Below are 21439 nucleotides of genomic sequence, written 5' to 3' on the forward strand. Positions count from 1 at the left end.
CCCGTCATGATCGCACGGCTTCGGACGCGGCGGGTGCGTCACCGCTCCGGCCCTTCCTGCGGCGGCGCCGCAGGAGGAGGGCGACGGCCACGGCCACGACGGCGGCGACGGCGCCGGCCAGCGCGGGGGACCGGGCCGCGAGCGACAGCCAGGCCCACAGGAGCGAGTAGAGGCCGAACGAGGTCACCGGCACCCAGGTCAGGCAGCCGAGGGCGCTCGCCACCAGATACCAGCGGTAGTCCACCCGCAGCGCCCCGGCCACCCACGGCAGCGTGTGCCGCAGGCCCGGCACCCAGAAGCAGCCGTACACGGCGAGCGCGCCCCACCGGCGCACCACGTTCTCCACGCGCTCGATCCGCTCCCGGCCGATCCTGCGGCCGACGCGCGAGCGGTAGAGCGCCTCGCCGAGCCTGCGGCCGACCCAGTAGTACACCTGGAACGCGCCGAAAAGGGCGACCGCGCCGACCGTGACGACCAGCCACAGAGGCAGGCCGAACACGGAGGCCGCCGTAGGGTCAGGGATCCGCACGTGCTCTCACCGCCGGTCGTCGCCATCGATTAGGCAAGCCTCACCTTAACGCGCCCGATCGCGCCGTTTGCAAGCGGATGTCAACCGGTGGTCAATCCGTCCGCCGTACACATGAGGGGACGAGAGGCGACGGGTTCGCGATGCTACAGGGGCCTTCGCGGACTCTGCCTCCTAATCACACGGCCTCCCATTCATCACACGCCGGCGAGAGCCTCGCGGGCCTCGGCGACCCAGCGGGGGACGCCGACCCGTTCGGCCACCGCCAGCGCCTTCTCGTAGTGGTCGCGGGCGGGCAGGCCGAGCCGTACGGCGAGGTCGCCGAGCGTCCTGGCCACCGGCCACAGGGCGACCACGCCGGTGCCGGCCCCGGCGATCCGGTCGCGGAACGGCGCCAGCTTCTCGTACGCCTCCCGCATCCGGTCCTCGTCGTCCAGGAGCATCCCGGCGAGGGCCCGCCAGATGAGGGCGAGCTCGTAGAGGAAGTCGGTGCGGACCGGTTCCCTGCTCGCGGCCACCACCCGCGCGTCCCGGACGTGGCCGGCCGAGGCGAGCGCCACGGCGTAGGCGTCGAGGGTCCACTTGGCGCCGCGCTGATGGGCCTCGCCCAGCGGCTCGGTCATCTCGGCGGCCCGGCCGTCCACCAGGTGCAGGCAGAACGTGGCGATCAGCGGCAGGTCCTGGCGGCCTTCGAGCATGCCGGCCCGCGCGGTCAGCCGCGCGGCGTTCCGGTAGGCCCGCTCGGCCCCCGCGTAGTCACCGGTGATCATCAGGCGCTGCCCGGCGTACCACGCGCCGACGGCCGCGGGAGCGGGCAGGTCGTACCGCCGGCCGAGGCTCTCGGCCTGGGCGAGGTGCTCGTCGGCCTCGGCGAAGTCGCCGCGGGCCGCCGAGCACTCCAGCAGCACGAGGTGCGCGAGCGTCTGCACCGCGATCTGGCCCGACTCCGTCCCGACCCGCAGCAGCTCACGGCCGATGATCTCGCGCTCGTCGACCTGCGTCAGCGTGTACGACTGCCGCAGCCGGCCGCTCAGCGCCATCGCCAGCAGGGCGGGGTCGCCGCTCGCCCTGGCCAGCTCCTCCGCCTCCAGCGACGCCTGGTAACCGCGCTCGGTGGCCGACCCCTCCAGCTCCAGGGCCAGCGTGGCGAGCAGGCTGGCCCGCAGGGACTGCTCGCCCTCCGGCAGCTCGACGAGCGCCTTCTCGGTGACGTCGACGATCTCCCAGGCCGTGCGCGTGAAGTCGCGGGCGATGCCCTTGTGCGGCACCGCGAGCGCCGCCGCGACCCGGGCGGTCAGCTCCAGGTCGCCGAGCGGCAGCGCGACCGACATCGCCTCGCCCCGGTGCGCGCGGGCGGCGGTCATGTCCCCACACAGCGCCAGCGCCCTGATCAGCCGCAGCTGAAGCTCCAGCCGATCGCGTACCGGCCCCCGGTCCGCGGCAGCACGGCCTGTGTGAGCACGGTTCGTGTGAGCACGGTCGAAGGCGGCGATGGCCTGCTGCCAGAGCGTGGCGGCCTCGCGGTGGGCGAACCTGCGCTCGGCCTGCTCGGCCGCCAGCCCCGCGTACCGTACGGCTTTCGCCGCCGTCTCCACCGTGCCCGCCGCGTCGTAGTGGTGGGCCAGCGCGGCCACGTCGTTCGGGCTGCGCTGCTCGATCACCGAGGCCACCGCCGCGTGCAGGCGCGAGCGGCGCAGCCGTGAGGCGTCGGAGTAGAGCGTGTCCCTGACCAGGTCGTGGTCGAACCTCAGCAGACCGGGCCCCGGCTCGGTCACCAGCCCGGCCAGCAACGCCGCCTCCACCGCGTCCACCACGGCGTCCTCGTCGCCGGACACGTCGACCAGCACGTCGACGTCCACGTCCCGGCCGATCACGGCGGCCTGCAGCAGCACCTGCTGGGCCCGCTCCGGCAGCCGGGCGATCCGCCGCCGCAACACGTCGCGCACGCCCGAGGGCACCTCGGAGATGTCGGCCTCGGCCTCGAACAGCCGGGCCGTCTCCTTCACGAAGAACGGGTTGCCCCCGGCCCGCTCGACGATCGTGGTGACGACCTCGTCGTCGACCTCGCGCACGCAGGTCGCCCGGACGAGCTCCGCCACCGCGGCGTCGTCGAGGCCGCCGAGCCCGACGCGTACGGGGTCGAGGCGGGCCAGTGCGGCCAGCACGTCCTGCTGCTGGTCGTTCAGCTCGCCGTCCCGGCAGGTCACCACGACCAGCACGCGGCTGGCCGCGAGCAGGCTCGGCAGCGCGCGCAGCAGCGCCAGCGTCTGGTCGTCGGCCCAGTGCAGGTCCTCGACGAGGATCAGCAGCGGGGCCTCGCGCGCCACGGCCGACAGGTAGCCGCCGACGGCCCGGTGCAGCCGGAAGCCGCCCGACGCCTCGTCGTCGGCGGTGTCGGGGGCGGCGTCGTCGAGCAGCGGCGCCAGCAGCGCGGCGTACTCGCCCGCGCCCCTGCGGGCGACGAGGGCGCGCAGCACCTCGACCCAGGCCCAGCCGGGCGGGGTCGCCGTGCTGTCGGGGCAGCCGCCGGTCGCCCCGATCCAGCCCTCGTGCTCCAGCCGTTCGAACAGCCGCCGCACCAGCGTCGTCTTCCCCGCGCCGGGATCGCCGCTGATGACGGCGACGGTGAACCGGCCCCCCTGGGCGCGCGGCGCGGCGGCGGCGAGCACGGCCAGTTCGGCGTCGCGGCCGACGAACGGCTCGGGCTCCAGCGGCGGCGCGTCGCCGGTCGCGACCGGTCTCGGGGGCCAGGTGGCGCTGATCTCGACGGGCCGCCGGGGCGCGGGGAGCACGAGGTCGAGCCCGGGGTCCTGGGCGAGGATGTCCGACTCCAGCTTGCGCAGCGCCGGACCGGGGTCGATGCCCAGCTCGTCGGACAGGATCGTGCGGGCGCGGCGCAGCGCGGCGAGCGCGTCGCCCTGCCGCCCGCACCGGTACAGGCCGAGGGCGAGCAGCCGCCAGCCCTCCTCGCGCAGGGCGTGCTCGGTGGTCAGCGCCTCGAGGTCGGGCACGGTCTCGGCGTGCAGGCCCATCCGCAGCCCGGCGTCGGCGTGCCGCTCCCTGGCGACCAGGCGCAGCTCGCTGAGCCGCGCCACCTCCGCCTCCGCCCAGTGCTGGTCGGCGAAGTCCGAGTAGGGCGTGCCGTGCCACAGCGCGAGCGCCGCGTCCAGCCGGGCCCGGGCGGCCTGCGGGCTCTCGTCCAGCCGCTCGCCGGCCGAGCGGACCATGGCCTCGAAGCTCAGCGCGTCCACCTGTTCGGGAGCGGCGCGCAGGGCGTACCCCGACGCGACGGTCACGAGCAGCCGGTTGGGCCCGCCGCGCGGGCGGTTCGGCTCAAGCACCCGGCGCAGCCGGGAGATGTAGACCTGTAACCCCGACTGGGCGCCCTTGCCGGCGTCGTCGTCCCACAGGTCGAAAAGCAGGGTGTCCACGGGCACGACCTGACCACGCGCCACGAGCAGGCGGGCCAGCACCGCACGCTGCCGCAGCCCGCCGAGGTCGAGCTCGTCGGTGTCGTCGTGCGCCCCCACCGGCCCGAGGACCCGGAACGTCACCGGGCTCATCGGGCGCTCCTCCGCTGTCGTGCGCCGTGCCCGCAGGCCGCCGCAGGTTGCCGTCGTGTCTCGGGTTGCCGTCGCATGTCAGGCGCCACCGTATGCGCGTCCGCGAAGCGGGCACAAGGTTTTAACCGACCCGGACACCCTCACCTTCCGCCAGTGAGTTTAGGAGATCACGAGGGGGATCCGCAGACAGTCAGGGGACGCGCGTGCGGCGCGGAGAGGGCGCCGGTCCGGCGCCCTCGGCGCGGCCGTCCCGCCGGCGCAGCAGCGCCCATCCGCCGAGCGCGAGCCCGCCCCACGGGATCTCGATGGTGTAGGTCCAGAAGCCGAACAGCACGGCCGCGGCGGTGGCCCCGCCGGCGGGCTGGCCGAACGCCCCGATCAGCAGCGTGGCGACGCCGCCCTCCATGATCCCCGCCCCGCTGGGCGTGACGAGGGCGGTGGTGAGGACGCGGCTCAGCGCGAAGACGGCGACGGTCTCGGCGGGTCCCGGGTACGAGCCGGTGGCCACCAGGCAGGCGGCCATGATCAGGCACTGGAGGACGAGGAAGGCGATCATCCCGAGCGACAGGCCCGCCCACCGGCTGTGGATGATGTCGGCCGTGTCCCGGCGCAGCCGTTCGATCGCCGCCGACGCGGCGTGCTCCGCCGGGCGGAACCGCCGGGGCGCGAGCCGTACGAGCCCGTCCAGGGCGCGGCCGAGCACGGCGGCGGCGCGGTCCCAGTAGAGGGCGGCGGCCACCACGGCCACCAGGGCGAGGATCGACACCGCGCCGACCCAGCCCGCCTTGGCGACCGTGGGGTTGGTGGCCTTGCCCGCGATCAGCAGGCCCAGGATCCCCACGGCGGGCAGGATGAAGCGGAACAGCGAGTTCCAGATGCCGGTGACCAGTGTGTAGACGACGATCGGCCGGTTGGCGAAGCCCCAGCCGCGGGTCATGCCGAACGTCAGGGCCACGCCCGCCGCCCCGCCGAACGGCAGCAGGTTGCTGACCGCGCTCCCGGCCGCGTTGAGCGTGAGCGCCTGCGTGTGCGTCAGGCCGGGCAGCGCGGAGGTCATCACGAACGTGTACGCCCACAGGCTCGCCAGCCACAAGGCGCTCATCAGCGCGATCGTCTGCCATCCGAGACCGCCGAACTGGTGGCCGATCTCCCGCCAGCTCACGGTGGCGCCGGTCAGCGTGTGCACGATCTGCGGGAGATAGAGCACCAGCGCCCCGGCCAGCCCGAGCGACACCGCGGACAGCGCGATCTGCAGCCACTTCCTGTTCACCCGCGTATGCCCCCAGTCCGGTGTCGGTCCTTCCCAGTCTGCCGGTCCGTGCGGGCGGTCGGCTCCTCCTGACGGAGGATCACCACCCTTAGGGGTTGTCGAACGGGTGCCGCAGGCGGGTGCCCCGGGGCAGGCCGCGGCGCACGTACCACTCGGTGCCGAAGACGTAGCGGTAGGCGAATCCGGGGATCCTCAGCATCGCGCCCAGCGTGCGGTCGCCGTCGCCGCCGGTGGCCTGGCTGGCGTGGGCCGCCATCGCCGCCCGCTTGGCCTTGGCGTGTCCGCGCACGTTCACCCGGTGGGTGATCGCGTCCCGGGGCGAGTAGGCCCGTTCGAAGCTCCGCACGTCGATCGCCGGGTAGAACCGGGAGGCCAGCCGTACGCCCTTGAGCAGCAGGTCGCGGTCGACCGTCGCCTCCAGCACGATGGGCGTCCCGGCGATCTCGGCGGCCCGGCTGCCCACCCGGTAGACCTGCACGTGGTCGGGGTGGCCGTAGCCGCCCGCCGGGTCGTAGATGGTGAGCAGGTCGGCCGTCTCCTCCTTGAGCACCGAGGCCAGCCGCTGGGCCGCCTCCTCGATGTCGGCGTCGATGAACGCGTTGTCCGGGCGATCGTCGGCGACGCCGCCGTCGATCGCCAGGCCGGAGTCGCCGTAGCCGAGCAGCACGACCCGGGCGCAGCCCAGGGCGGCGGCCGAGCGGTGCAGTTCCTCCGTCCGGGCTCTGCCCAGTTCCTCGCCGTGGGGGAGTTCGGCGAGGCCGCGCTCGCCGGCCGTGGCGACGACGAGCACCACGCGGTGCCCCTCGTCCGCCAGCATGGCCATGGTCCCGGCGGTCAGCAGCGCCTCGTCGTCGGGATGGGCGTGGAAGAACACCGCCGTCCTCATCGCGCCCCACGGAACGTCGTCATCGCGTGCTCCACTCGTCCGTGCCGTCGCGGCTGCCACCGCGGCTGCCGTAGCGGCCAGTTCCCGACATGATCCCACGTGGCCCGGCCCGGACCGCGCCGCCCTCCCCGCGAGCGGTTTGATGGGCGTGGCGCACTCTGCCAGGCTGGCCCGGTGAGGATTCTTCACGTCAGCGACTGCTACCTGCCGCGGCTCGGGGGAATCGAGGTGCAGGTCGCCGACCTCGTCAGGGCCCAGCGCGAGGCGGGCCACACGGTCGAGGTGGTGACGGCGACTCCGGGGGAACGGCTGCCCGGCGTGCACCGCGTTGTCGCGAACCTCCCGTTCGACCTGCCGGTCCACCCGCGCGGCACGGCCCACCTGCTCCGGCTCATGACGAGTGGGCGGTTCGACGTGGTGCACGTCCACACGGGGGCGGTCTCGCCGTTCGCGTGGATGGGGGTGCGCGCGGCGGTCCGGGCCGGGCTCCCGGTGGTCGCGACCGTGCACAGCATGTGGGATCCGGTCACCCGGGGGGTGTACCGGGCGCTGCAGGCGGCCTTCGAGTGGCGGCGCTGGGGCCTGGTCCTCACCGCCGTGAGCGAGGCCGCCGCGCGCCCCATCCGCGCCGTGGCCGGGCCGCGCGTGCCGGTGCAGGTCGTCTCCAACGGGCTGGACGTGGCCTCGTGGCGGCCCGAGCCCGGCGCCGTACGGGACGCCCGTGACGAGCCGGCGAAAGAGACGGTGCACGTGGTGGCGGTGGGCAGGCTGGCGCCGCGCAAGCAGCCGTTGCGCCTGCTCAAGCTGCTGGAGACGGCCCGCGACAGGGTGCCGGGCACCGTCGCGATGCGCGCGACGATCGTGGGCGACGGCCCGGCCCGCGGGCGCATGGAGCGCTACCTGCGGGCGCACCGGATGGGCTGGGTGTCACTGCCCGGCAGGTACAGCCGGGAGCAGATCAAGGACTTGCTGGCCGAGGCCGACGTGTTCGTGGCCCCGGCGCCGCGCGAGTCGTTCGGCCTGGCCGCGCTGGAGGCCCGCGCGGCCGGGGTGCCGGTGGTCGCGCGGGCGCAGAGCGGCGTGGCCGACTTCGTCAGGCCGGGCAAGGAGGGCCTGCTGGGCCGCACGTTCGACGACCTCGTCGCCTCGGTCGTACGGCTGGCCCGGGATTCCGGTCTGCGTCAGTCGATCGCCGAGCACAACCGGGAGACCGAGCCGGTCCGGTGCTCCTGGCCCGCGGTGCTGGAGGGCTTCGCCCGCTGCTACGAGCTGGCCGGGAGCTGACCCGGGGACACCGGCGGACTAGTAGGGGAGGACCCTTCCCGAGGGGGTGCGCAGGTCGATCGGGGCGGGAGTTCTCGGTGGCCGCGGTCGCGGCACGATCTGCACCTTCTTCATCGGGGCCCTCCTTTCGGCGGTGTCCGTCAGCTGGTGCCGTCATGATTCCCACGAATTGGCCAGAATTATCCTCCGGACGTCAGTTCTTGTTCTTGTAACGTGCGCTTCTCGGTCACCCGCGCGTCGCAGGCGGCCGTGGGAGCTACTCGCAGGCCGTGGTCCTGTCCGCGCCGGGGCCGCCGTTGCAGTCGTCGGTGCCGGCCCCGCCGTCGAGGTCGTCGCCGCCGCTGCCCCCGTTCAGCTCGTCGTTTCCGGCGTTGCCGCTCAGGTCGTCCCTGCCGCGCCCGCCCCTGAGCTCGTCGCCGTCGCCGCCGTACACCACGGTGGGCAGGGGGACATTGATGTCCGCCGCGATGACGACGACGTCGTCCCCGTCGCCGGCCACGACCTTGATCTTCTTGATCACGTTGCCCACCAGGACGGCCTCGCCGTCGCGGGGGTCGGGGCTGCAGCCCTTGACCGGGCCCGCCTCGTCCCGGACCGGCAGGGAGTAGCCGGTGAGCCCGGGCGCCTGGACGGTCACCTCGTTGGCCACCCCCGGCATCGCCGTGTAGACGAGCGTCGTCTGGGAGACCGTGCACGTGCCGGCGTAGGCGGGCTCGGCCGCCGCGGCGCCGGTCGGGGGAAAAGCGAGCGCCAGCACGGCCGCCGGCGCCACGAGCAGCCGTCGGCGTGCGCACAGATGGTTGGTCAACGGAGAGTCTCTTCACACGAACCGGGGCAAGTGAGCCCCAGGGTTGTACGCATCGTGAGACGGGTCAATAGACGGCACGAGGGGAAAGGGAACGGTCCAAGCCGTGAAGGCCGGCCCGGCCGGGATGTGAGCGCTCACCCGCCGGCCGGGCCATCAAGATCTATCTGATAAGCGCGGGGTGCTCGATTTGGCGTCGTTTGGCGAGCGCCATCTCAATGTGCTGCTCCATGACCCGCGCGCGCTCGTGATCCCCCTGCCGGGCGCTGACGGCGGCGAGATTACGGACCACCCGGAGTACGGCCCCCGCGACCTCCTGCAGATGCGTTTCCCGGTGCCAGGTATCGCTGAGCGGATCGAGGCCGAGGACATTCAGCATGGCCCGGGCCGACCGGCATTTGCCGGCCGCCCGTTCGCGATCTCCTGCTGCCAGCGCGGCGTTGCCCTCGGCCACCGAGCCGTGGACGGCCGCCAGGGCCTGCGGCACGTTCAGGTCGTTGTCCATCGCCTCGCTGAACTGCGGGGGGAGGGGTGCGGCGGCGTCGGAGCCGACCCGCAGCACGAACCGCTCGACGCGCCGGTAGGCCGCCGCCGCCTCGTCCAGGGCGTCCGGGCTGAATTCCATCGGCGACCGGTAATGGGCCGCCGCCAGGTAATAGCGGAGTTCGACCGGCCGTACGCGGTCGAGCAGGGCCGGGACGGCCAGCGGGTTGCGCGGGTGTTTGCGTATCTTCTCGCCCCTGTGCGTGACCGGCCCGTTGTGCAGCCAGAAACGCGCGAAGGAATCCCCGGCGGCCCGCGACTGCGCCATCTCGTTCTCGTGGTGCGGAAATATCAGATTGGCTCCGCCGCCGTGGATGTCGAATTCCGCGCCCAGATATCTGCGGGCCATCGCGGAACATTCCAGATGCCACCCCGGGCGCCCCTCGCCCCAGGGTGAGTGCCACACCGGCTCGCCGGATTTCGCGCTCTTCCACAGTGCGAAATCGCGCGGATCCCGTTTTCCCCGCTCGTTCTCCTCGGCCGCTCGCAGGCGCTCGGCCTGCTGCCGGGAAAGGGACCCGTAGTTCGGGTAGGAGCCGACCGAGAAATACACGTCGCCGTCGGACTCGTAGGCGTGCCCGGACGCGACGAGCTGCTCGACCATCTCGATCATCTCGGGGATGTGTCCCGTCGCCCGCGGCTCCACGCTGGGCGGAAGGCATCCCAGAGCGGTGTACGTGCGGACGAAGGCGCGGTGGACGGGATCGGTGATCCGCCACCAGGGGACCCCCTCGGCGATGGACCTGTGAATTATCTTGTCCTCGATGTCGGTGACGTTCCGGCAGAGCAGGACCTCATATCCGCCGCATTTCAGCCAGCGGTGCAGGATGTCGAAATTGACCTGCGATCTGAGCTGTCCCACATGAGGCGGCACGACGACGGTGGGACCGCAGAGATAAATCGACACCACTCCGGGAATTCGAGGGACGAAATCGCGGACGGCGCGGCGATGCGTATCGTAAAGGCGAAGACCCACCCAGCCGAGGGTAAGCGACCTGTTCGCTCGCTGTCGATAGCGCGGGCCGACCCGGGCCCGCACACCCGGAAATGGCGATTGTGAGGCCGGGGAATAAGGACGATCGGCCCCTTGGTTGGCGCAGGCATGGAGCCGACGAAACGGGGCCGCGTCCGGGTGGAGACGACGGCCAAGCGCGTGCGTGTCTACGCCGAGGGCCGCCCGGTGGCCGACACCACCCGGGCCCTGCTGGTCTGGGAGGCGCCCTACTACCCGACGTACTACTTCCCGGCGGACGACGTCCGCGTGGAGGAGCTGAAGGCCACCGGAGAGACGCGGCACTCGCCCAGCAGGGGAGACGCGGTGGTCCACGACGTGGCCGGCCGGCCCGGCGCGGCCCTGGTGTACGGGAACGACGCCCCGCTGGAGGAGATCCGGGGCCACGTCCGCTTCGACTGGAACGCGATGGACAACTGGTTCGAGGAGGACGAGGAGGTCTTCGTCCACGCCCGCGACCCGTACACCCGCGTGGACGTCCTGGCCAGCTCGCGCCACGTCCGGGTGGAGGTGAACGGCGTCACCGTCGCCGACTCGCGCGGCCCGCGCATCCTGTTCGAGACCGGCCTGCCGCCGCGCTACTACCTGCCCAAGACCGATGTGCGGCTCGACCTGCTGCGCCCGTCCGAGACCGTGACCCACTGCCCGTACAAGGGCCGCGCGGTGTACTGGTCGGTCGGCGAGGACGAGTCCGGCAGGGACCTGGTCTGGTCCTATCCCACGCCGCTCGCGGAGTCCCAGAAGATCGCCGGACTGGTCGCCTTCTACGACGAGAAGGTGGACGTGTACGTCGACGGCGTCCTCCAGGACCGCCCGAAGTCGAAGTTCGCCTGACCCTCGCCGCGACGGTCAGCGGCGGATGACGTGGAGGACGCTGGCGATGCGCTCGGCGGCGGTGACCACGTCGGAGGCGTGCCCGATCCGGCCGGCCCACGACAGCCAGTACCACCACTCGCCGTCGCTGGCGTTGGACGCCAGCACGTCCTCGGCCATCGTGGGTTCCATGGGGTTGATGACACGCAGTCGCGGATAGAGGCCGGCCGGCGCCGTCAGGCGCACCTGGAAGGAGTGGGCCTCGAGCTGGGCGGCGAGCCGCTCCAGGTGGTCCATCGCCTCGCTGCGGTCTACCGTCGTCATCCTCAGCCTCCGGGGAACGTCAGGACCTATCACCGGAAAGGGTGAACCCGCAACGACCTACCGGCAATCGTGTGCATTCCCCGAAATCGTGCAATAACCAGGGAACTCACCCGGATTCCGTGGAACACACACGGGTTCCCGAACACGAAGGCATAACAGTCGCGGGAGGTTGTGTGCCTGCGCGTTTACCGTGGGGAAACAACCGTAAACGGGGACCGCTTCACCAGTGGAGGGCGTGCACATGGCCCGCGGAGAGCACTCACCCGCTTGCGCGCGTCGCTGGCGCGAACAGGCACAGGTACGGCAGTGGACGCTCTGGCAGACCGTCCAGGCGATCCACGGGTGCTGCGGCGTCAGCCTGCTGAAGGCCCACAGGCTCGGCCGCGGGTGGTCGGCCCGGCAGGCCATCGAGGAGCTGGAGCACCTGTGTGAGCAGCAGGACCTCGGTCACCCGCGGGCGAGCATCGACCTGCTGAACGCCTGGGAGAACAACCGGGCCCGTCCGCGTCCCCAGACCATCGACCTGCTGGCCCGGCTCTACCGGGCCAACGCCGTACGGCTCGGCCTGGCCGCCGACTACTGCGAGGACGCGGGCGCACAGAAGATCGTCGTGGTCGGGCCCGGTCAGGCCGGCGAGCAGGCCCGGGCCGAGGACCCGGTCCCCGACGACCCGGAGCGCCGGGCGCTGTTCCACCAGGCGATGCTGATGGGCACGCCCAACGGCAGGTTCTTCGCGGAGGTCGAGGGCCTGCGCCACGACCTCGACCGCACGCTGGCCACGGGCACGGTGAGCGAGGACCAGCTCGACCGGCTGGACGAGCAGGTGCTGCGCTACCGCAGGGAGTACATGACGACCCCGCCGACGCCGATGCTCTGCCGGGTCATGCTGGAGATCTCCGACGTGCGCCGGCTGAGCGCCGCCCGCCAGCCGTCCTTGGTGCAGCGCCGCCTGCTCACCGCGACCACGATGCTCACGCTGCTCGCCGCCGACGCGCTGATGAAGTTGGGCGACACCCGCCAGGCCCACGCGTGGTACGGCACCGCCCGCGCCGCCTCCGACGACGTCGGCGACCTGCGGCTGCGGGCGCTGGTGCGGGCCCAGCAGACCATGCTCCTGTACTACTACGGCGACCTGAACGAGACCGTGCGGCTGGCCCGCGAGGCGCGGATGCTGGCGGGATCGGCCCCCAGCTCGCCGGCGGCGCTGGCGGCGGCGGCCGAGGCCCGCGCGCTCGCCAGGATGGGGGACGGCAAGGCCGCCAGGATCGCGCTCGCCGAGGCGGAGCAGATCTTCGCCCGCATGCGCGGCATGAGCCAGGACGACCTGGCCTTCGTCTTCACGGAAAAGCGGATGAAGTTCTACCGCACCGGCACGCTGATCGAGCTGGGGGACGCCCAGCAGGTGCAGGGCATCGACGGGTTCCCTCCGGGCTTCCAGACCATCGACCCGGCGCTGATCCTGCTCGACCAGGCGAGCCACCTGGCCAGGAACGGCGACCACGAGGAGGCCTGCCGGATCGCCGAGGACGCGCTGCGGCAGGTCCCCGCCGAGCACCGCACCTCGATCGTCGTCACGCGGGCCAGGGCTCTGCTGGCGGACGCCGACCCCGCGTTGCCCGCCGTACGGCGTCTGCGGCGGGTGCTGGCGGAGTCGGTGCCCACGCTCGCCCTCAGCGGGCTGTTCCCCGCGACCGATTCCTCTGCCGCCGAGAACGCGTGAAGCCGCCATGAGGACGATGGAGCCGGCGCCGCTGGCCGAGGAGGCGTTCAGGGTCCTGCGCGATGTCTGCGCGACGATCGGGGTGGACGCGCGGGGCGCGCAGCTCCTGCGGCTGCGCAGCAACGCGGTCTTCAAGCTGCGCGCGGACGCGCGCGGCGGGGAGATGGTGGTGCGGATCGCGACCGCGCCGGACGCGCTGACCCGGCTGCCGGTGGTCGTGGCGGTCGCCCGCTGGCTCGCAGACCGGGGCTTTCCCACCGTGCGGCCGGCCGACGAGATCGCCCACCAGCCGATCGTCCACGACGGCCGGGCGGTCACCTTCTGGCGGTACGTCCCCTCCCGCGGCCGCCCGACGACCCGGCAGCTCGGCCGGGTGCTGCGCAGCCTGCACCGGGAGCCGGTGCCGCCGGTGGGGCTGCGGACGCTCACCGATCCGCTCGCGGAGGTGCGGCACGCGGTGGAGCACCGGGCCGAGGTGCTCACCGCCGGTCAGCGGTCGTGGCTGAGCGACCGCATCGAGGAGCTCACCGGACGCTGGCGCGACCTCGACACCGGCTCGCCGGTGCTGCTGCACGGCGACGCCTGGATCGACAACCTGCTGCGGTGCCAGGACGGGCATGTCGTGCTGTGCGACTGGGACGGCGTGGCCGTCGGCCCGCGCGAGTGGGACCTGGTGCACACCTACCACGGGCAGCGCCGCTTCGGCCTGTCGACGGCCGACGTGGACGAGTTCGCCCGCGCGTACGGCTCGGACCTGCGGCTGTGGCCCGGCTACAGCACGCTGATGGAGGTGCGGGACATGTACGCCGTGGGCATCCACATTCGTAACGCCTCCGGCGACCCGTTCTCCCGGCAGGAGTTGCCCCGGCGGCTCGACTCGCTCACGCGCGGTGACGGGCACGCGCGGTGGTATATGGCGGCACCGGCATAGCTCCGGGTAATCGTGGGTACTCTCCCGACAGGCTGCGAGTGTCGCAGTGGACAATTCCTGAAAACATGGTTTGTAAAAAGCGCACCCGGGTCAGCCCGGCGGCGGATATGCGCGCGTTTCCAGCGTCTCACGCGGTCGCGCAACGATTCCGCCACGCAGCCTCATGCTCCCGACCTGGGAACATGGTGTGGCTTCCAAGAAGGAGAAGCAGTTGTCTGAAGGCACTGTCAAGTGGTTCAACGCCGAAAAGGGCTTCGGTTTCATCGCTCCGGACGACGGCACCGCTGACGTGTTCGTTCATTATTCGGCGATCACCTCGAACGGTTACCGGACGCTGGACCAGAACCAACGAGTCAGCTACGTGACCGTTCAGGGCAACAAGGGACCGCAGGCCGAACAGGTCACGCCGCTCTAGGACGTGACTCATGGTGACATCGCGGTCGTGACCGGCCGCGCCTGCGGTACCACGTCGGCCCGCGCCGCTGCGGCGGCGCGGGCCCGATGTTTTGCCGTTCTTTTACCGGGCATCGGGAACGGTCATGAGATTGAGCATGACCTCCGATCTGTGGTGGAAGAACGCGGTCGTGTACTGCCTCGACATCGAGACCTTCGCCGACGGCAACGGCGACGGGATCGGTGACTTCAGAGGGGCGATCCAGCGCATCGACCATCTGGACCGGATGGGCGTGACATGCATCTGGCTCATGCCGTTCTTCCCGACGCCCGACAAGGACGACGGCTACGACATCACCGACTTCTACAGCGTCGATCCACGCCTGGGCACGCTCGGCGACTTCGTCGAGTTCATGCGCGTGGCCCGGGACCGCGGCATCAGGGTCATCGCCGATCTCGTGGTCAACCACACCTCCGACCAGCATCCCTGGTTCAAGGACGCGCGCTCCAGCCGGGACTCCCGCTACCGGGACTGGTACATCTGGTCGGACAAGCCGGAGCCCGACGATCCCAACGGCATCGTGTTCCCCGACGAGGAGGACAGCCTCTGGGAGTACGACGAGAAGACCGAGCAGTACTACTTCCACCGGTTCTACCGGTTCCAGCCCGACCTGAACACCGCCAACCCCGAGGTGCAGGACGAGATCTCCCGGATCCTCGGCTTCTGGATGGAGCTGGGCCTGTCGGGCTTCCGGGTGGACGCCGTGCCGTTCCTCATCGAGCAGGTCACCGACAGCGACGACCTGCCCGACCCGCACGAGTTCTTCGCCTGCCTGCGGGCCTTCCTCAGCCGTCGTGACGGCAGCGCCATCCTCCTCGGCGAGGTGAACCTGCCCTACGACGACCTGGTGCGGTACTTCGGCAACGATCTCGGCGACGAGATCACCATGTGCTTCGACTTCATCACCATGCAGCGGACGTACCTGTCGCTGGCCCGCCAGGACGCCGGTCCGCTGGCCGCCGCCCTGCGGGAGCGGCCGGCCCCGCCCAAGGACTCGCAGTGGGCCATGTTCGTCCGCAACCACGACGAGCTCACGCTCGACAAGCTGAACGACGCCGAGCGTGAGGAGGTCTTCGCGGCTTTCGGCCCCGACAAGAACATGCAGCTGTTCGGCCGGGGCCTGCGGCGACGCGTGCCCACGATGCTGGGCGGCGACATGGACCGGATCAAGATGGTCTACAGCCTGCTGTTCTCCCTGCCGGGCACCCCGGTGCTCTTCTACGGCGAGGAGATCGGCATGGGGGAGAACCTGGAGCTGGAGGGCCGCCAGGCCGTCCGCACGCCGATGCAGTGGACCCCCCACCGCAACGGCGGCTTCAGCGACGCCGACCCCTCCAAGGTGCGGATCCCCATGCCCACCGGGGACTTCGGTCCCGAGAAGGTCAACGTCAGCGCGCAGGAGCGCGACCCCGACTCGCTGCTGTCCTGGATCACCCGGCTGATCCGGCACTACCGCGACTGCCCGGAGTTCGCGTGGGGCGACTACACGGTGCTGGACACCGGCGTGGTCGCCGTGTTCGCCCACCGGGCCGACTGCGACGGCGAGACGGTCGTGGCCGTGCACAACCTCGGCGAGACCGAGGCGGAGGTGGAGATCACGCTGGACGGGCTCGACTCGTCCAAGGTGCTGACCGACCTTCTGGTGGACGGCACGGTCGAGATCTCCGACGACGGCCGGGCCCGTTTCCCCATGGGCCGGTACGGCTGCCGCTGGTTCCGCGCCTCCACCCCCGAGACGGCCCCCGCGGATTCCGCCGACGTCTCCTAGGGGTTCCCTCAGGGGCGGCTCGGGTGGATCTCCGATGGGCCGCCGCCCTCCCCGCGGCCACAGTGAAGTGCCATGGGGATGGTCTTGGGATACGTGCTGGTGGCGATCGGCGCCGCGGCGATGTTCGCGTTACATCTGGTGGCGGGGCTCGACCCGCTGACCGACATGATCAGCGAGTACGCCTTCGCGCCGCACGGATGGCTGCTGCCGGTCGCGCTGACGGCGATCGCCCTGGGCTCGGCCGTCCTCGCCGTACGGCTGTCGCGGCTGGACCGGCGGGCGGCGCTGCTGGTGGGCGTGTGGGGCGCCTGTCTGCTGCTGGTCGCCGGGTTCCCGACCGACCGGCCGGGGCTGTCGCTGTCCCTGTCCGGCGGCATCCATCGCTATGCCGCCTTCGCGGCCTTTGTGAGCTTGCCGGTGGCCGGGCTGCTCGTCGCCCGGGCCACCCGCTCGCGTCTGGTGCGCGTGCTGTGCGCCGTCGCGCTCGGCTCGCTGCTCCTCGTGGTCCTGCCGTACGCCTTCCGGATGCTGCACCTCGACCCCGGCACGGTGCCCCCCGGGCTCACCCAGCGCCTTACCGTCGTCTCCGAGGTGGCGGCGCTCGTGGTGATGGCGGCCAGGGCGGCGGGGACACTGGGCTCACAGGCCCGGCACCTGGCCGTCGAGCGTCTCGAGCGCGTCCTCGATGGCCCGGTGGAAGGTCGGATAGGCGTACATCATGTGCCGCAGCCGCGTCGTGGGGATCTCGTTCTGCACCGCCACCACCAGCGCGCCGAGCACCTCACCGCCGACCGGCCCGGCGCTCGTGGCGCCGACCAGCACGCCGCTCCGCGCGTCCTCGACCAGCTTGACGAAGCCCTCGTGCCCGGCCCCGTGGATCCAGCCGCGGGCCGACTCGTCGACGTGGGCGAAGCCCACCCGTACGTCGAGCCCGGCCTCCCGGGCCTCCCGCTCCGTGAGGCCCACCGAGCCCACCTCCGGGTCGGTGAACGTGACCCGGGGGACCGCCCGGTAGTCGGCCGCGGGGCCGCCCTCCCCGAGGATGTCGCGGGCCGCGATCCTGCCCTGGTAGACGGCGACGTGCGTGTAGGCTCCCCGGCCGGTCACGTCGCCCACCGCCCACACGCCGTCGGCGGCCCGCATCCGATCGTCCACGGCGACGAAAGGGGCGCTCTCGTCGAGGCCGGCCTGCGCGGCGCCGATCGCGGCCAGGTCGGTTCTGCGGCCGGTGGCGACCAGTAGACGCGCGGCGCGGAGGGTCCGGCCGTCCTCCAGCGTCAGTGTGAAGCCGTCGTCGTCGTGCCGTACCCTCTCGGCCCCGACGCCGGTGTAGGTCGCGAGGCCCTCACCGGCGAACACCCGGGCCAGCAGCACGCCCGCCTCGGGCTCCGCCTGCGGCAGCAGGCGGTCGGCGGGCTCCACGACCGACACCCGCGTGCCGAACCGGGCGAACACCTGGGCGAGTTCGCAGCCGACCGCCCCGCCGCCCAGCACGATCAGCGACTCGGGCGCCTGCCGGGCGGTGACGGCGTTGCGGTTCGTCCAGTACGGCGTGCCCTCCAGGCCCTCGATCGGGGGGATGTCGGGGCTGGTCCCGGTGGCGAGGACGATCCCGCGCCGGGCCCGCAGCACCCGGCCGTCCACGGTCACCTCGCGCGGCCCGGTGATCCGGCCGCGGCCCCGGACGAGGTGGACGCCCGCGCTCTCGAAGTGCTCCGCCTTGGCCTCGTCGCTCCAGCCGTCCGTGGCCTCACCGGTGATCCGGTCGATCACCGGGGCCCATTTCGGGGACACCCTGACCGAACCGGCCATGCCGGGCACCCGACGTGCCTCGGCCAGCAGCCCCGCGGCCCGCACCATCATCTTGGAGGGGACGCAGCCCCAGTAGGCGCATTCGCCCCCGATCAGGCGGGCCTCCACCCCGGCCACGCTGAGGCCGGCCTCCGCCAGCCGTCCCGCGACGCCCTCTCCGCCCGGTCCCAGGCCGAGCACCACCACGTCGTACATCCCGTCCATGCCCGTCAACTGCCCAGACGGAGCCATGGCGCACGGGGAAACCCGCGGAAAACGCGAGGGGCGGGCCGGTGACCGGCCCGCCCCTCGCGTGACAGCTATCGGATAAGGCCGAGCGCCCGCACGGCGTCCCGCTCCTCGACCAGCTCGCCGACCGAGGCGTCGATCCGCTCGCGCGAGAACGCGTCGATCTCCAGGCCCTGGACGATCTCCCAGCGGCCGTTCCTGGACACCACGGGGAAGGAGGAGATGAGGCCCTCCGGCACGCCGTACGAGCCGTCGGAGGGGATGGCGGCCGAGGTCCAGTCGCCCTCGGGCGTGCCGTTCACCCAGTCGTACACGTGGTCGATCGCCGCGTTGGCCGCGGACGCGGCCGAGGACGCGCCGCGCGCCTCGATGATGGCGGCGCCGCGCTTGGCGACGGTCGGGATGAAGGTGTCGCGCAGCCACTCCTGCTCGACCTGCTCGGCCGCGATCTTGCCGCCGACCTCGGCGTGGAAGAGGTCCGGGTACTGTGTGGCGGAGTGGTTGCCCCAGATCGTCATCTTCTTGACCTCGGCCACCGGGACGTTCAGCTTGGTCGCGAGCTGCGAGAGCGCGCGGTTGTGGTCGAGCCTGGTCATCGCGGTGAACCGCTCGGCCGGCACGTCGGGAGCCGCCGACTGCGCGATGAGCGCGTTGGTGTTGGCCGGGTTGCCCACGACCAGCACGCGGATGTCGTCGGCGGCGTGGTCGTTGATGGCCTTGCCCTGCGGGCCGAAGATGCCGCCGTTGGCCTCCAGGAGGTCGCCGCGCTCCATGCCCTTCGTACGCGGGCGGGCGCCGACGAGCAGCGCGATGTTGGCGCCGTCGAAGGCCTTGGCCGGGTCGTCGGAGATCTCGATGCCGCGCAGCAGCGGGAACGCGCAGTCGTCGAGCTCCATCGCGGTGCCCTCGGCGGCCTTCACGGCCTGCGGGATCTCCAGGAGGCTGAGCTTCACCGGGGTGTCGGCCCCGAGGAGCTGGCCCGAGGCGACGCGGAAGAGCAGCGCGTAACCGATCTGGCCGGCCGCGCCGGTGACGGTCACTTTGACGGTCATGACGTTCCCCATTCGCGATATGTGTGACTCACGGATGCTACCCGTCGACCCTCGTCCCCTCGCATCGGCCCTCTGGCCATGCGTTTCACCTGCGAAATGGTGAAACTTTCACGAAACACGCAAGTGCCCTCAGATGTAACACCGTGACGGAATCCCTGCTCGGACGTAGGGCACGCAGCGGGCCGCGACCTCGCCACCCGGCAGCCCTTGACGGGTCTCTGTACGGCGCCGGAGGTGGTGCCTATGGTTCGTGGGAGCGCTCCCAAGCGCAGCAATCATCGCCAGGAGGACCTTCCCAATGAGATCCACCCCCCGACCGGGAGCCGTGGGCTCCACGGTGCGCCGCGGCCTGGTCGCGGCGGCCGTGCTCGCCCTCGGTTCCACGGCGGCCGTAGCCACCGCCACATCGGCGAGTGCCGCGGTCGCGTGCAAGGTCAACTACACGGCCAGTCAGTGGCAGGGCGGCATGTCCGCCAACCTGAGCATCCAGAACCTGGGCGACGCGCTCAACGGATGGACGCTCACCTTCACCTTCCCCAACAGCGGCCAGAAGGTCGGCCAGGGCTGGTCCGGCAACTGGACCCAGTCGGGCAGCACCGTGACGGTGACGCCGATGGACTGGAACAAGCAGCTGTCCAGCGGCGGCTCGACGAGCATCGGCTTCAACGGCACCTGGACCGGCAGCAACCCGACGCCGACCGACTTCAAGATCAACGGCGTCAGCTGCAACGGCCCCCAGCAGTCGCCGACTCCGCCGGTCTCCCCCTCCCCGCAGGTGTCGCCGAGCCCGCAGGTCTCCCCCTCCCCGCAGGTGTCGCCGAGTCCGCAGGTGTCGCCGTCGGCCTCTCCGTCGACCTCGCCGCCGCCGCCCGGGACCCATGTGGACAACCCGTACGTCGGCGCCACGGGGTACGTGAACCCCGACTGGTCGGCGAGCGCGAAGTCCGAGCCGGGCGGTTCGCGCGTGGCCAACATCTCCACGGCGGTCTGGCTGGACCGCATCGCCGCGATCACCTCCGGCTCGGCCGGCAACAACAGCAAGGGCCTGCGTGACCACCTCGATGAGGCGCTCAAGCAGGACGCGGCCAACGGCGACACGCCTCTCACGATCCAGGTCGTCATCTACGACCTGCCGAACCGCGACTGCTCGGCGCTGGCCTCCAACGGCGAGCTGAAGATCGCACAGAACGGTCTCGCGCGGTACAAGAGCGAGTACATCGACGTGATCGCCGGGATCATGGCGGACTCGAAGTACTCCAACCTCCGCATCGTGACGATCATCGAGCCCGACTCGCTGCCGAACCTGATCACCAACGTGAGCGCGTTCCAGGCGTGTCAGGAGGCCGAGTCCTCGGGCGCCTACGTCCAGGGTGTGCAGTACGCGCTGAACAAGCTGCACGCGATCAAGAACGTCTACACCTACGTGGACGCGGCGCACCACGCCTGGCTCGGCTGGGACAACAACTTCCAGCCGATGGTGAACCTCTTCCACCAGGTCGCCACCGGCACCACCGCCGGCGTGAACAGCATTGACGGTTTCATCGTGAACACCGCCAACTTCGGCGCGACGATCGAGCCGTACTTCACCATCAACACCTCGGTGAACGGCCAGTCGGTGCGCCAGTCCAAGTGGCTCGACTGGAACTGGTACGTGGACGAGCAGGGCTTCGCGGTCGCTCTCCGCAACGCTCTGGTGGCGAAGGGCTTCCCGAACACGCTGGGCATGCTGATCGACACCTCCCGCAACGGCTGGGGCGGCTCGGCCCGGCCGACCGGGCCGAGCACGTCCACCAACGTGGACACGTTCATCAACCAGTCCCGTGTCGACCGCCGCATCCATGCCGGCAACTGGTGTAACCAGTCCGGCGCCGGTATGGGTGAGCGGCCGAAGGCCGCCCCCGCCGCCGGTCTCGACGCCTACGTCTGGATCAAGCCTCCGGGTGAGTCCGACGGCTCCAGCTCTCAGATCCCGAACGACGAGGGCAAGGGCTTCGACCGGATGTGTGACCCGACCTACGGCGGTAACAACCTGAACGGCAACAACCCGTCCGGTGCTCTCGCCGGCGCCCCGCTCTCGGGCCACTGGTTCTCGGCCCAGTTCCAGCAGCTCATGCAGAACGCCTACCCGCCCCTCTCGTAACACGAGGCGCGAGTGACAGCGGGCCCCGCCGCATCCGCGGCGGGGCCCGCCCCTTTTTTCCTACGGTCACGAGACCGGTCAGCTGTAGTGACCGGACCTGCTGCTCCGGGTGAGCTTCAGCACGACCGACACGATCAGCGCGATCGCGCCGATGATCAGAACCCACTTCAGCGCGCCGAAGATGAGCCCGATGACGGAACCGAGAAGGAAGAACCCGACGATGACGGCTGCGGCGATGAGGAGAATGCGTCCCATGCCTTCACCGTACGGGCCGCCCTCCCGCCGGTTACAGGGCCGAAGGCCAAGTT

The 21439-nt window shown here is 71.5% G+C and carries 17 protein-coding genes and 1 pseudogene; 8 read left to right on the forward strand and 10 right to left on the reverse strand.

All coding sequences use genetic code 11. The features are described from left to right. Positions 1–4 precede the first annotated feature (4 nt). The 4 genes from AB0J39_RS10540 to AB0J39_RS10555 form a co-directional block, all read right to left on the reverse strand. Complete coding sequence (locus AB0J39_RS10540; protein WP_363463141.1) at positions 5–499, reverse strand: VTT domain-containing protein; 495 nt, start codon at positions 497–499, stop codon at positions 5–7. Between the two features lie 224 nt (positions 500–723). Further along, positions 724–4089: a BTAD domain-containing putative transcriptional regulator gene (locus AB0J39_RS10545; protein ID WP_363463142.1), complete on the reverse strand. Its 3366-nt coding sequence runs from the start codon at positions 4087–4089 to the stop codon at positions 724–726. Between the two features lie 190 nt (positions 4090–4279). Continuing rightward, the gene (locus AB0J39_RS10550; RefSeq protein ID WP_363463143.1) at positions 4280–5359 is read right to left on the reverse strand and encodes a lysylphosphatidylglycerol synthase domain-containing protein; all 1080 of its coding nucleotides are present in this window, start codon (positions 5357–5359) and stop codon (positions 4280–4282) included. 88 nt (positions 5360–5447) lie between these two features. After that, positions 5448–6245: a PIG-L family deacetylase gene (locus AB0J39_RS10555; RefSeq protein ID WP_363463144.1), complete on the reverse strand. Its 798-nt coding sequence runs from the start codon at positions 6243–6245 to the stop codon at positions 5448–5450. A gap of 174 nt (positions 6246–6419) precedes the next feature. On the opposite strand from AB0J39_RS10555, the gene AB0J39_RS10560 reads away from it, so the two are divergent. After that, positions 6420–7529, forward strand: a complete 1110-nt coding sequence (locus tag AB0J39_RS10560) for a glycosyltransferase family 4 protein (protein ID WP_363463145.1) — start codon at positions 6420–6422, stop codon at positions 7527–7529. A gap of 256 nt (positions 7530–7785) precedes the next feature. Here the strand turns inward: AB0J39_RS10560 and AB0J39_RS10565 are convergent, their stop codons facing one another. Together AB0J39_RS10565 and cysS are read right to left on the reverse strand one after the other, a co-directional pair. Next, positions 7786–8337, reverse strand: coding sequence for a hypothetical protein (locus AB0J39_RS10565; protein ID WP_363463146.1), 552 nt, complete (start codon positions 8335–8337; stop codon positions 7786–7788). Between the two features lie 160 nt (positions 8338–8497). Further along, on the reverse strand, positions 8498–9853 hold the full coding sequence (gene cysS / locus AB0J39_RS10570) for a cysteine--tRNA ligase (protein WP_363463167.1): 1356 nt from the start codon (positions 9851–9853) through the stop codon (positions 8498–8500). A 126-nt stretch (positions 9854–9979) separates the two neighbouring features. On the opposite strand from cysS, the gene AB0J39_RS10575 reads away from it, so the two are divergent. After that, positions 9980–10723, forward strand: a complete 744-nt coding sequence (locus tag AB0J39_RS10575) for a DUF427 domain-containing protein (protein ID WP_363463147.1) — start codon at positions 9980–9982, stop codon at positions 10721–10723. 15 nt (positions 10724–10738) lie between these two features. On the opposite strand, the gene AB0J39_RS10580 is transcribed toward AB0J39_RS10575, so the two are convergent. Further along, a complete protein-coding gene (locus AB0J39_RS10580) occupies positions 10739–11026 on the reverse strand; it encodes a hypothetical protein (protein WP_079315904.1) in 288 nt (95 codons plus the stop codon). Between the two features lie 241 nt (positions 11027–11267). Here AB0J39_RS10580 and AB0J39_RS10585 point away from each other — a divergent pair, with 241 nt between their 5' ends. From AB0J39_RS10585 to AB0J39_RS10605, 5 genes and pseudogenes are all read left to right on the forward strand, one after another. Then, positions 11268–12746, forward strand: coding sequence for an XRE family transcriptional regulator (locus AB0J39_RS10585; protein WP_363463148.1), 1479 nt, complete (start codon positions 11268–11270; stop codon positions 12744–12746). Positions 12747–12753: 7 nt separating this feature from the next. Beyond that, on the forward strand, positions 12754–13677 hold the full coding sequence (locus tag AB0J39_RS10590) for an aminoglycoside phosphotransferase family protein (RefSeq protein WP_363463149.1): 924 nt from the start codon (positions 12754–12756) through the stop codon (positions 13675–13677). Between the two features lie 211 nt (positions 13678–13888). Next, complete coding sequence (locus AB0J39_RS10595; RefSeq protein WP_030511616.1) at positions 13889–14092, forward strand: cold-shock protein; 204 nt, start codon at positions 13889–13891, stop codon at positions 14090–14092. A gap of 136 nt (positions 14093–14228) precedes the next feature. Then, a complete protein-coding gene (locus AB0J39_RS10600; protein ID WP_363463150.1) occupies positions 14229–15899 on the forward strand; it encodes an alpha-amylase family protein in 1671 nt (556 codons plus the stop codon). A 120-nt stretch (positions 15900–16019) separates the two neighbouring features. Beyond that, a pseudogene (locus AB0J39_RS10605) lies at positions 16020–16457 on the forward strand (DUF998 domain-containing protein); the annotation flags it as partial. Positions 16458–16538: 81 nt separating this feature from the next. Here AB0J39_RS10605 and AB0J39_RS10610 read toward each other — a convergent pair. Together AB0J39_RS10610 and AB0J39_RS10615 are read right to left on the reverse strand one after the other, a co-directional pair. After that, on the reverse strand, positions 16539–17942 hold the full coding sequence (locus AB0J39_RS10610; RefSeq protein WP_363463151.1) for an NAD(P)/FAD-dependent oxidoreductase: 1404 nt from the start codon (positions 17940–17942) through the stop codon (positions 16539–16541). A gap of 68 nt (positions 17943–18010) precedes the next feature. Then, positions 18011–18991, reverse strand: coding sequence for a malate dehydrogenase (locus tag AB0J39_RS10615; RefSeq protein WP_363463152.1), 981 nt, complete (start codon positions 18989–18991; stop codon positions 18011–18013). A 298-nt stretch (positions 18992–19289) separates the two neighbouring features. Here AB0J39_RS10615 and AB0J39_RS10620 point away from each other — a divergent pair, with 298 nt between their 5' ends. After that, positions 19290–21131 (forward strand): glycoside hydrolase family 6 protein, encoded by a 1842-nt coding sequence (locus tag AB0J39_RS10620; protein WP_363463153.1) that lies wholly within the window; start codon positions 19290–19292, stop codon positions 21129–21131. A gap of 78 nt (positions 21132–21209) precedes the next feature. On the opposite strand, the gene AB0J39_RS10625 is transcribed toward AB0J39_RS10620, so the two are convergent. Further along, positions 21210–21386, reverse strand: coding sequence for a hypothetical protein (locus AB0J39_RS10625; RefSeq protein WP_346229018.1), 177 nt, complete (start codon positions 21384–21386; stop codon positions 21210–21212). Between the last annotated feature and the right edge of the window lie 53 nt (positions 21387–21439).

The sequence above is a fragment of the Microbispora sp. NPDC049633 genome, from assembly GCF_040675265.1.
Classification (GTDB): Bacteria; Actinomycetota; Actinomycetes; order Streptosporangiales; family Streptosporangiaceae; genus Microbispora; species Microbispora maris.

Coding starts and splice junctions, on each gene's coding strand:
- AB0J39_RS10545 (WP_363463142.1), bottom strand. CDS start 4,089: ATGAGCCCGGTGACGTTCCGGGTCCTCGGGCCGGTGGGGGCGCACGAC.
- AB0J39_RS10555 (WP_363463144.1), bottom strand. CDS start 6,245: ATGAGGACGGCGGTGTTCTTCCACGCCCATCCCGACGACGAGGCGCTG.
- AB0J39_RS10575 (WP_363463147.1), top strand. CDS start 9,980: ATGGAGCCGACGAAACGGGGCCGCGTCCGGGTGGAGACGACGGCCAAG.
- AB0J39_RS10580 (WP_079315904.1), bottom strand. CDS start 11,026: ATGACGACGGTAGACCGCAGCGAGGCGATGGACCACCTGGAGCGGCTC.
- AB0J39_RS10585 (WP_363463148.1), top strand. CDS start 11,268: ATGGCCCGCGGAGAGCACTCACCCGCTTGCGCGCGTCGCTGGCGCGAA.
- AB0J39_RS10590 (WP_363463149.1), top strand. CDS start 12,754: ATGAGGACGATGGAGCCGGCGCCGCTGGCCGAGGAGGCGTTCAGGGTC.
- AB0J39_RS10600 (WP_363463150.1), top strand. CDS start 14,229: ATGACCTCCGATCTGTGGTGGAAGAACGCGGTCGTGTACTGCCTCGAC.
- AB0J39_RS10610 (WP_363463151.1), bottom strand. CDS start 17,942: ATGGCTCCGTCTGGGCAGTTGACGGGCATGGACGGGATGTACGACGTG.
- AB0J39_RS10615 (WP_363463152.1), bottom strand. CDS start 18,991: ATGACCGTCAAAGTGACCGTCACCGGCGCGGCCGGCCAGATCGGTTAC.
- AB0J39_RS10620 (WP_363463153.1), top strand. CDS start 19,290: ATGAGATCCACCCCCCGACCGGGAGCCGTGGGCTCCACGGTGCGCCGC.
- AB0J39_RS10625 (WP_346229018.1), bottom strand. CDS start 21,386: ATGGGACGCATTCTCCTCATCGCCGCAGCCGTCATCGTCGGGTTCTTC.